This window comes from Acinetobacter higginsii, assembly GCF_000369845.1.
Classification (GTDB): domain Bacteria; phylum Pseudomonadota; class Gammaproteobacteria; order Pseudomonadales; family Moraxellaceae; genus Acinetobacter; species Acinetobacter higginsii.
This window is the reverse complement of sequence record NZ_KB850222.1, coordinates 176,174-186,940: the sequence shown is the minus strand read 5'-3', so window position 1 is coordinate 186,940 and position 10,767 is coordinate 176,174. Positions and strand designations below refer to the sequence as shown.

11 protein-coding genes are annotated in these 10,767 nt (G+C 45.1%); 2 read left to right on the top strand and 9 right to left on the bottom strand.

The window, feature by feature from the left end; translation table 11 throughout:
• Nucleotides 1-18: 18 nt before the first annotated feature.
• From F885_RS04510 to F885_RS04520, 3 genes are read right to left on the bottom strand one after another with little or no spacing between them, the layout of a single operon-like run.
• Nucleotides 19-942: an alpha/beta hydrolase gene (locus tag F885_RS04510; protein WP_005321613.1), complete on the bottom strand. Its 924-nt coding sequence runs from the start codon at nucleotides 940-942 to the stop codon at nucleotides 19-21.
• Nucleotides 943-978: 36 nt separating this feature from the next.
• Nucleotides 979-2,466, bottom strand: coding sequence for a flavin-containing monooxygenase (locus F885_RS04515; protein ID WP_005321611.1), 1,488 nt, complete (start codon nucleotides 2,464-2,466; stop codon nucleotides 979-981).
• 12 nt (nucleotides 2,467-2,478) lie between these two features.
• A complete protein-coding gene (locus tag F885_RS04520; protein ID WP_004805328.1) occupies nucleotides 2,479-3,318 on the bottom strand; it encodes an SDR family oxidoreductase in 840 nt (279 codons plus the stop codon).
• A gap of 127 nt (nucleotides 3,319-3,445) precedes the next feature.
• On the opposite strand from F885_RS04520, the gene F885_RS04525 reads away from it, so the two are divergent.
• On the top strand, nucleotides 3,446-4,072 hold the full coding sequence (locus tag F885_RS04525; protein ID WP_004805327.1) for a TetR/AcrR family transcriptional regulator: 627 nt from the start codon (nucleotides 3,446-3,448) through the stop codon (nucleotides 4,070-4,072).
• Nucleotides 4,073-4,080: 8 nt separating this feature from the next.
• Here the strand turns inward: F885_RS04525 and F885_RS04530 are convergent, their stop codons facing one another.
• From F885_RS04530 to F885_RS04545, 4 genes are all read right to left on the bottom strand, one after another.
• Nucleotides 4,081-4,968, bottom strand: coding sequence for a metal-dependent hydrolase (locus F885_RS04530; RefSeq protein WP_005321609.1), 888 nt, complete (start codon nucleotides 4,966-4,968; stop codon nucleotides 4,081-4,083).
• 34 nt (nucleotides 4,969-5,002) lie between these two features.
• Nucleotides 5,003-6,232, bottom strand: coding sequence for an NADH:flavin oxidoreductase/NADH oxidase family protein (locus F885_RS04535; protein ID WP_005321606.1), 1,230 nt, complete (start codon nucleotides 6,230-6,232; stop codon nucleotides 5,003-5,005).
• A 96-nt stretch (nucleotides 6,233-6,328) separates the two neighbouring features.
• On the bottom strand, nucleotides 6,329-7,075 hold the full coding sequence (locus tag F885_RS04540) for an acetoacetate decarboxylase family protein (RefSeq protein ID WP_005321604.1): 747 nt from the start codon (nucleotides 7,073-7,075) through the stop codon (nucleotides 6,329-6,331).
• Nucleotides 7,072-7,875 carry an SDR family NAD(P)-dependent oxidoreductase gene (locus tag F885_RS04545; protein WP_005321601.1) on the bottom strand — a complete coding sequence of 268 codons (804 nt, stop codon included), beginning with the start codon at nucleotides 7,873-7,875 and terminating at the stop codon, nucleotides 7,072-7,074. The genes F885_RS04540 and F885_RS04545 overlap by 4 nt, the downstream gene beginning before the upstream one ends.
• Nucleotides 7,876-7,984: 109 nt before the next feature.
• Here F885_RS04545 and F885_RS04550 point away from each other — a divergent pair, with 109 nt between their 5' ends.
• Nucleotides 7,985-9,034, top strand: a complete 1,050-nt coding sequence (locus tag F885_RS04550; RefSeq protein WP_032859745.1) for a helix-turn-helix transcriptional regulator — start codon at nucleotides 7,985-7,987, stop codon at nucleotides 9,032-9,034.
• A 55-nt stretch (nucleotides 9,035-9,089) separates the two neighbouring features.
• On the opposite strand, the gene F885_RS04555 is transcribed toward F885_RS04550, so the two are convergent.
• Nucleotides 9,090-9,971, bottom strand: coding sequence for a dihydrodipicolinate synthase family protein (locus F885_RS04555; protein ID WP_005321598.1), 882 nt, complete (start codon nucleotides 9,969-9,971; stop codon nucleotides 9,090-9,092).
• Between the two features lie 5 nt (nucleotides 9,972-9,976).
• The gene (locus F885_RS04560; protein WP_005273522.1) at nucleotides 9,977-10,756 is read right to left on the bottom strand and encodes an aldolase; all 780 of its coding nucleotides are present in this window, start codon (nucleotides 10,754-10,756) and stop codon (nucleotides 9,977-9,979) included.
• Between the last annotated feature and the right edge of the window lie 11 nt (nucleotides 10,757-10,767).

Sequence of the window (10,767 nt, the reverse complement as noted above, 5' to 3'; positions counted from 1 at the left end):
AAGTCTAAAACGTGAAGCTTATGTCTTTGCCAATGTCGCTTGAATAAAATCACCAATCTCATCTAAGGCCTGTTCAGATTTTTGCACAAAGCGATTAAACATCTGAAAGTTATGCCACATATTTTCATAGACATGCAGATCAACCTGCACACCCGCTTGTTGGGCACGCTCAGCCAGATTGATCGCATCATCCACTAAAATCTCTTCACTGCCTGCTTGAATCAATAACGGTGGAAGACCATTTAAATCAGCAAAAATAGGTGAAATACGTGGATCATTAGATCGTAATTGCCCGCGATATCCATCCCCACCCCGTTTTAAAGCATAAGCACGAATCATCGGATCTCGTTTGGCATTTTTAAATACCGAAGCTGAACTCAAAGTAATATCCACATAGGGCGAAATCATGATCATCCCAGCAGGTAAAATCTGCCCTGCCTCTCTTAATTCCACCGCGAATGCTAAGGCCAAAGCACATCCACCAGAATCTCCACCCAAAATAATTTGCTCAGGCGTCCAGCCATCACTCAGTAAATGTTGATAGACCGACCTCACATCCTCCAATGCCGCAGGATAAGGATGTTCAGGCGCACGTCGATAATCCAGCATATATACTTTGACCTTGGCCCGTGCAGCCAATTCGGTAGCAAGTGCTCGATGGGTTCGTGATGAACCTGCAAAAAAAGCACCGCCATGACAATGCAATAATATCCCTTGCACCTCACCCGCAGGCCTTGCCACTTCGACGGGAACAATACGTTGATCCCGTGCATCTCTTAATTTAATCTGCTGTATAGCAACATCGGCTCTGGGTTTAAAAATACGTGATCCAAGCTCCATTGCACCACGCAAGATCGGAAAAGGTAAAGCCAGACCACTGGCCAGCTTAAAACTCAGCCGCAAGCCCAGTTTCACGCCTGTTTCAATCAGCTTTTGCTGCATCATATGCTCCTGTTGATGGCATCACCGAGTCATCATTTAACTGGCTTTTTGATCCATTTTAGACTCAGTAAAACCAAGTACATAATCATTCAGATCGCATTGTGCCAAGCGAGCACGCATCTCAAAGGTGGTCCATGGCCATAAAGTACTGTTACGACCATTCCGATCGATAAAGTAGCTGCTGCATCCACCGGTATTCCACACCGTATTCGTTAATGCCGCTTGGATTTCATCATTGTATTGCTGCAATACCTCAGCACGAATTTCAACAGTTTCAATCTGCTGCGCCTGTACTTTTTTCAGCATATCCAAGATATATGCCAATTGTGCTTCAATGATGATGAGTGCCGATGAGCTGACCGCAATATTAGGACCAAACATGACAAAGGCATTTGGGCAGCTTTCGACCACCGTACCAAGGTAGCCTTGGGCACTGCCTTGCCATACTTCGTCCATGCTTTTACCATGTTTATTACGAATCTGTTTGGCAATTGGCGGATTACTGACTTCAAAGCCTGTACCAAAAATAATCGCATCGACCTCATGTTGCGATCCATCACTGGCGATCAAAGTATTGCCATGCACTTCTTCCACCCCACAACGCAATACCTCTACATTCGACTTTGCCAATGCTGGATACCATTGATTGGACTGTAATACCCGTTTGCAACCGATGGTAAAGTCAGGCAATAGTTTTTCTCGTAGCGCAGGATCTTTCACCCCTAAGCGAATATTCAATTTGGCTAAGCGTTCAATCTGGCTGACCAGTTTTGGATGGTGCATACTGGAATTTAACGATTCAAATACGCCATAAACGCCATAACGGGTCAAACGCTGAGTGACTGGAAGCACTTTAAACAGTGCCTGAGCAAGTTTTGGTAGGCTTTGATCCATTTTTGGCAATACCCATTGTGGGGTACGCTGCAGTAAAGTGAGTTTCTCCACTTGGGCTTGAATCTCAGGTACAAATTGAATTGCAGATGCACCTGCACCAACAACGGCAACCTTTTTACCATTTAAGTCAACATCATGATTCCATTCTGCCGAGTGGAACTGAGCCCCTTTAAATGTCTCTAAACCTTTAATCCTAGGCAATACAGGTTGATGCATTGGCCCACCCGCCATAATCGCAAAACGGGCATGGATAAGGCCATGATTGGTTTTCACCACCCAATGTTTAGCCTGATCATCCCAAGCACTTTCCAGCATTTCATAGCCAAAGCGTACATACTTTTGCACATCGAATTGCTGTGCAACATGTTGTATATAGCTCTTAATTTCTTGTTGCTGTGCAAACACCCGACTCCATTGTGGATTCGGTGCAAATGAATAGGAATATAACGCCGACGGCACATCACAAGCACAACCTGGATAAGTGTTGGCACGCCAGACACCGCCAATTTCATCGGCTTTTTCCAAGACCACAAAATCTGTAAAACCTGCTTGCTGTAACTTAATGGCTGCACCAATCCCTGCAAAGCCAGCCCCGATAATCACCACGTGAAATTTTTCGATCTTCGCCATGAGTTTTAATCCTTATTTTGTCTGTGCCAATTGGCTTAAACGTTGGCTATATGCTTTGCGATCATTCTGATCCAAGCCTTTTAAAATACGATCATCTCCGATCAGTTTTCGGAATCCAGTATTCAACCAATGCGGCACCAATCCATAGGCTTTCGGGGTATGGGTTAAATAATTCGGCACCGCAATTTCAGCAAGATTATGTGCGATGGCTTGAATAATCGCATTCGCCACATCTTGGGGTTCTACCGTCGGAATCGGCAAACTGTCCCCCGTTCCAGATGACAACTCAGTCAAGACTTTGGATGGTAATACTGCCGATAAGCCAATCGGCGTGTCTCTAAGCTCTTGTTGCATCGATGCGGTTAAACCCACCACAGCAAATTTGGTCGCGCAATAAATACTGGCACCCGGAATCGGATATTTACCTGCTAGCGAAGCCACATTGACGATATGCCCTGTTTGTCGCTCCAGCATTTTGGGCAATACCGCTTTCATACCATGAATCACTCCACGTAAATTGATATCAATTTGCGCATCGGTAATGGCTTGGCTTTCCTCGACCATCGCCCCCATTGGCATAATGCCAGCGTTGTTGACCAAGATATCGATGGGACCCAATTGCTTTTCAATCTGCGCAATGAGGTCATGAAATGAGTTCTGTGAACGTACATCCAAATAGCCGCCAAAGCCTTGCACTTTAGTGGCGGCTTGTTGTGCCAACTCCAGATCAATATCGCCAATCGCTACTTTGGCACCGAGTTTTCTAAAGGCAACGGCGGTGGCTAAACCAATCCCTCGCCCTCCGCCTGTGATCAACACCACTTTGTTTAAAAAACTGTATTTTTTTCCCATGTTCAGTTCCTTTTGCTAGTCAAAAAATCACCAATTCGGAATATAATGTCATTTACGGAATGAAGTGTCAATTTTAGTTAATTTTGTTTTATCGTATTTCCGATAAAGTTCTGATAAAATTTTTGTCATGAATGATCAAACAACTCTCTCGCGTGCTGAACGCCAACGTATTCAATTACAAGCAGAAATTATTGAAGCTGCTTTTTTGGAATTTTCTGAACGCGGTTATCATCAAACTGCGATCTCTGACATTGCCAAAAGACTCGGTATTGGTCACGGCACTTTCTATCGTCATTTTGAGAATAAAAGAGACATTCTGGATAAAGTCATTGTCGATACCATGTTCAAAATCACCGCCTTATTGGCCGATGAAAATGCGCCAGATGCGGTATCCACACTGGAGGCTTATCGCATCCAATGCGAACGGATTTCCAGTAAATTTCAGGAATTTGCCAAGGATAATCCACGTGCGGTACGTTTGATTTTGCTTGAAGCGACCTCGATTGATAAAGAAATGACCGCCCAAGTGCATAACCTGCTGCATCTCGGTGGCCTCCTCACCGCAGACTATTTAAAAAATGGGGTGAAGTGTGGTTATTTAAAAGCTGATCTGGATACTGAGATGACCGGACATGCCATTGTCGGCATGATTATCGCAGGCGCATTTAAGTTCTTATCTGCACCTGAAGATGCCAATCTGTTAAAAAAATATAGCGATGCTGCAATTCAAATGATGATGGCAGGCATCGCATAAAACTCAACTTAGGCTTGTGATTTATGTGGCTTAAATGCTGGCATTTGATTTAAATAGGCCAAGGCCTGCTCTGTTGACCCTTCATGTAATGGGCTGTGTTTGGGATTAAAATAGCGTAAGCAAGCAGTCAAGACATCACCCACACGCGGCACGCGATCTTGTCGGGCAGCACGCAAATAATCTTTAAAACGAAAACGCTGCGGTAATTGTGGATCTTTGGCAACCAAGGTTTCCACAGCCACATAGGCCAATATCATAAATAAAGGAAAGGTAACAGCAGCCGTCGCTGTTCGCAGCAGCATATTATTACTGAGATGCCGAAACATGGCATCGGCGACTTCACGATGCTCTACTTCTTCGGCACCATGCCATTGCAATAAACGTAGCATTTCCTCATCGACAGGTGCTTGTTGTAAACCTTGTGCATTGAGTACCCAATGCCCTAATACCCCCGTGAGATGTTCCGCAGCGGCAACCATGGCAAGGCGGGTCTGTAACCATATCAATTTCAAAGCAGGGTGACGCAGCTCATAACCAAATGGCTTCTGCCCCAGCATGTCATGAAATATCCAGTTCATCAGCTTGCTATATTGATTCAGATCAATCCCCAAGGCCTCAATATGTCGCGTGCCTAAGGTATGTCCATGACTGTGCGCCCCTTCCTGTTTAATAAAAGCGATGACTGCTGCTTTTAACTGTTCATCCTGGATTAGTGGCAGTGCATCTCTGAAGGTCTGACAGAACCAGCGTTCAGGTGCAGGGGTAATTGGATTGATGACATTAAGAATCTGCGATGCCAAAGGATCATCATAAATCCAATGGCTCGGTGTTTCTGTAAAATCAAATACGGGACGTCGAGGAACAATGTGATGGGTTTGTTTGATGAATCCGCGCATAAAAGAACTCCTTGTATCAATAAAACCTTGAGCACTAATCCTGCGTCAAAATGTTAAAGCCCATACGCGGTCCAAATGCCAGTAAAGTACGGACGAGACCCTTAATCGCCTTCGGTTGTTGACCACTACTAATACGGCGGAACTGAGCTGCATGCCAAGCCAATTGCAGATAAGCATCGATAGGCTTATAGCCAACTGCAGGAATTTTTGCAGCTTCTGTGACTGATTTTCCTGCCAAGAGTTGTTTGGCTAGATCAGGTTGTAACGCAAAAGGACGAGCCAAACCGACCAGATCCACCGTGCCATCACTGACTAAACGATTCATTACGTCTACATCGCGTAGTCCACCAGTCAACATCAGTGGCAATTGACTTTGTTGGCGCAATGCGCTGGCATAATCCAGAAAATAAGCATCTCGCTGAACCTGACGATCAGGGGCATAGCCCAGTTGCGCTGGAGATTCGTAATTGCCCCCAGACACTTCCAATAAATCTATCCCTTCCTCTTCTAATGCCAAAGCAATGTGCAGTGACTCTTCCTGACTCAGCCCGCCTTTCTGGAAATCGGCAGAATTCAGTTTGACACTGAGGATTTTATTTTTGCCAATTGCCTGACGCACAGCTCGAACTGTTTCAATCAAGATACGGCGACGATTTTCTGGGTTTCCACCCCATTGATCGGTACGGGTATTGGCCAAAGGCGATAAAAACTGGGATAACAAATAGCCATGTGCCGCATGGACTTGTACCCCGTCAAAGCCAGCCTGTACTGCCAATGCCGCTGTGCTGGCAAAACGCTGGATTTGTTCTAAGATTTCAGTTTCGGACATAGCACGCGGGACACGAATCAGATTCATTGCGGGTAAATCTAAGCCTACTGCTGAAGGTGCAATCGGCTTTTTAAATAAAGGTAATACCGCAACCCGACCTGGATGATTAATTTGCATAATAATCTTGCTGCCATTGGCCTGTGCTGCTTGGGCCCAAAGTTTATGTGCTTGCAAGAATTGTTCATCTTCCAACACCACATTTCTCGGCTCAACAAAGGCACGATGGTCAACCATGACATTGCCAGTGATTAATAAACCTGTACCACCTCTGGCCCATGCCGCATAGAGTTGCTGTAAATCCGTGGTGGGCGAGCCATGTCGATCAGCCAATTGTTCACTCATGGCAGACTTTGCAATTCGGTTCGGGATAGTGATGCCACATGCCAAAGCTAATGGCTGTTGTAAGGGTGAATTGTTAACATTTAATTGTGTCATTTTTACTGTTCCTCAAACTCTGATCGATAGATACCGACGTCATCTGTTTTATTCATTTTTCTAAGTAAATCTATAAGTCAATCTGGGGTTTATCCTCTATAAAACCCGTGGATTAAATTGACGCAATAAAAACAACGGAGTCCGTAATCGAGGAATTTGAATCGGTGGAATCAAGCCACCCGATAAATCCACCCGATGTAAGCGCGCATCCACCACTTTGCCTAAGCCCATCTCATGCAAAGGATCATTCACTGTTCCAGTAAAACGTAATTCCATCTCCACACGTCGCACTTCAACAACATGCTCTTTCGGAGTGAATCGAACTTCTCGAGGTAAACCTAAGCCTAAACCACCTGTGATATTACGATGTGGCAAACCTAAAATAGGTGGTGCATCCTGTATCACCTCTCCAAGTTTGGCGTCCATTTCAATCAGCACCGTACCACGACGTGATGCTTGACTGATGATGCGTGAACCATCATTGTTCCAACTGATTTCCCCGATTTTTTTGGGATAACCTAGCAACTCCCGTCCGATAATCATGGCGCGATCATCATCCAGTATCATCCACGGACAAAAGATGCCTGTTTTATTGCCGACCTGAATATGCACAAATAGTCCCGCTTCGTGATAAGCGCCGGTATACACATTTTCAGGGAAATAGGCACAAAACAAATCCGCTCTGGCTGGTTTCGCCAGCTTCATTCCAGCAGGCAGCCAACGTGCCATTCGCTTCTCATCGACTTCGACCACCGCAGTTAAATATTGGGCATTGTGATAGAGTTTATTGCCCAAATTGGCGAGACCTATGGGTGTGCGTAAATCTTGAATCAACTGTCTCATGCTTTTAATCTCGAAAACACGTACTTTAAAATCGGCAATAAAATAATGCGTGGGGTATAACGTCCCCCCAGCGTTTGTGCCTGTGCAATCAACCCCGGAATCACAATTCGACGATTGCAGGCCATACCTTGAATGGCTTCTTTGGCAACCCGTTCGGCGGTTACCCAAACCAGACTGCCCCCAAGTCCATCAATCTTGCTGATCCCTGCCACCGCATTAAAACTGGTGATGGTGGGACCAGGTGCCAATAAGGTGCAGCTCACCCCTGTACCACTCAGTTCACTGTGCAGTGATTCGGCAAAAGAATTGGCAAAGGCTTTGCTTGCTGCATAAGTGGCATTGGCGGGCGTCGGTTGATGGCCCGAAGTAGAACCGACAATCAGGATGGCACCTCGTCGTTTCTGAATCATGTTGGGCAATACCGCCAATGTTAGATCCTGCACCGCCACCACATTTAGCTCGGTCTGTTCACGTTCACGATCAGCATCTAAGTCCTGCAATCGGCCAAAAGTGGCAAAGCCTGCGTTATTACATAAAATCGCGACATCCAGCTGCTCGAGTTCTTGACGGAGTTGAGTTCTTGACTCACGATCCGCGAGATCACACGGACGTAGCAGCACTTCAACTTGATATTTTTGACCTAAATGCAGCGCTAAAGCCTCAAGTTTATCGACTCGTCGTGCCACCAGAACAAGCGAATAGCCACGTGCAGCGAATTGTTTTGCCAGTTCTTCGCCAATACCAGACGATGCGCCAGTAATCACAACGAGGGAATCTTTAATAGGAAGAGGTAAACTCATTACCAATACTCAGATCAACAGAATAACCCTAGTATCAAAGAGCTAAAACTTGAGCGTGAGCGGTAATTCAGCCATACTGCTAATCATTTTCGGCCAATTAAAACTAAAAATGAAAGATCCCTATGGCTTATCCAAAGCCAGTATCCCAATTTCTTATGCACATTTATTATTAGAAATCATGGTTGAAAAAGGCTTTTCTGCTTCCGAGATTCTGTACCAAAGCAAAATACCGTCAGCACTTCTACATCAGGTCGAAGCCCGCATTAGCCCGATGCAATGGTCTAAATTGGCATGGGTCAGTTTAGGTTTGGCGCAAGACTGTGGTCTGGGATATGAATATGGGCTCAAACTTCGACTGACCGCGCATGGTCCAATGGGCTATGCCCTAATGAGCAGCCCCTCGCTCAAACATGCCATTGCCTTGGCCAGTCAATTTTTTAATATGCGGCTAAAAGATTATCGCATTGATTGTTACCAAGAAAATCTCGTTTCAATTATTGAAATTCAACAAACCCATCCCGTGGTCAGTCAGCAGCTTGCTCAGGCAGAAATACTGAGACGTTTCTTTTATGAATGCCTGATGATTGGCGTGGTTCACACAGCACAGGCCTTAGCTGAGCATGATTTTTCGAATGTTGAACTGCATGTCGACTGGGCTGAACCTCCCTACCATCAAAAATTTCAGCCCCAACTTCCAAACGTTCACTTTAATCAAACTCGCAATCAAATTCGTTATCCTACTGCCATCCTTAACCTCCCCACCAAAATGGCCGATCCAACTGCTTTCCAACAAGCCTTGGCCCAATGTGAAGCCGAACAAATCCGTTTTTCTGAAACCATTCAAGATATTGGACTCAGGGTCAAAACCGAGTTGCAGCTCACCCCACAAAAAGGTTACCCGAGTTTAGATACGGTTGCCGAGCGCTTACATACCTCAAACAGAACCCTAAGACGAAAATTAGATCAAGCAGGTTATTCCTATCTGGGTTTATTAGATGAAGTCAGATATCAAGAGGCAAAACAGCTGTTGCTCAATCCACACATGGAAGTACAGGATATTGCACTGTACTTAGGCTATCTACAACCGGCCAACTTTGCCCGTGCCTTTAAGAAATGGAGTGGGCTTACACCCAGTCAATTTCGCAAAGCTCAAACTTAAGCTGCTCAGAATATATTTAAGTCAGGTCGCTCAATGTCGACCCAACTTAACTTATTTATTTTACAGCCGCTTGTATCAAGCTTTTTAATTTCTCAATTTCAGCCCCTGTCGCACTTTGCAAAGGCGGTCTTGGCGAACCAACCGAGAAGCCCAATAAGTTGAGTCCCGATTTTACTGTTTTCGGTAAGCCACCTTTGACAATAAAGCTCAGCACAGGTAATTGCTGATAAAATATCGCCTGCGCTTTTGGCAGATCACCTTGTTGAATCGCTTGATACAATTGCTTTGGCAGATCACCCAACAAATTCGGTGCAGCAGTACACCAACCTGTGGCTCCTGCACAGAAGGCTTCTAGCGCCAATGGATTAGAACCATTATAAAATGGCAATTTTCCGTGGCTCAATGCATGAAACTTATGCATGCGCTGAATATCACCAGTGCTGTCTTTGACCATGCAAATATTGTCGATCTCATTAAACATTTTCACGATCAATTCAGGTGACATATCAATACCGCTAGTGGCAGGATTGTTATAGACCATGATCGGTAATTTTACCGATGCCGCAATCTGCTGATAATAATCATAAATTTCTTGATCGGTGAGTTTCCAGTAAGACACTGGAATCACCATAATCACATCTGCACCCAACTGCTCCGCTTTCTTGGCTTTTTGAATCGCCATGGCAGTGGTCAGTTCAGAAATCCCAACAATCACAGGAACACGCTGATTCACCACTTCAATTGTGGTTTGCGCCACCTGCTGCCATTCTTGCCAAGTTAAATAGGCACTTTCCCCTGCACTGCCTAAAGGTGCAATCGCATCACATTGTGATTCAAGCAATACATTTAGACTGATGCTCAAAGCATCAAGGTCAAGCTGTTGGCCGTCTGCTTTAAATGGAGTGACGGGATAAGCAATAATGCCTTCAATTTTCATGTGCTTTACTCCTCGATACAATCTTGATGGTTTTTCAACGCCTTACGTGCGTAATAGGCAAAATTGACTTTGTTACGCTTATCGGTAGACAGCCAGTCATGCGCTTCTTTTGCCAGTTCATGCGGAATCGGTTGGATTTGTCCTGCCGACATGGCTAACAGTTGCAAACGTGCGGCACGCTCAATCAACAGCGCTAAATTACAGGCTTCTTCAATACTCTTGCCTGCCACCAATTGACCATGATGAGACAACAATACAGCTCGATTTTTTCCCAAGGCTTCGGAAATAAAAATGCCTTCTTCATTACCAACAGGCACTCCTGGCCATTCACCGACAAAGGAACAATCCTCATACAAGGCACAGGTATCCATTTGCGAGATGGCGAGTGGTACACGTAGCATCGACAAGGCTGCAATATGGGTTGGATGAGTATGGATAATGCAATTCACTTCAGGATGTTGCTGATAAATCCAGGTATGAAAACGATTGGCTGGGTTGGCCATGCCTTGCTGATCTAAAGGTTTAAGGTCTTGATCCACGACCAATAAATTGGCGGCAGTAATTTCGTCAAAACCCAAACCAAAACGTTGCGTGATAAAGGTATTTTCTTGCTCAGCACGGCAAGTAATTTGTCCTGCCAAGCCTGCATCATGACCATGATCAAATAAAATACGACAGGTCAAAGCTAACTTCTGTCGATCCGTGTAACTGACCTCTTGGATCAAATTCATATTCTGCTGCGCCGTTTGCATCAATTGCTGTTTGCTGAGTAATGCGGTTTGCATGAGACCACCTC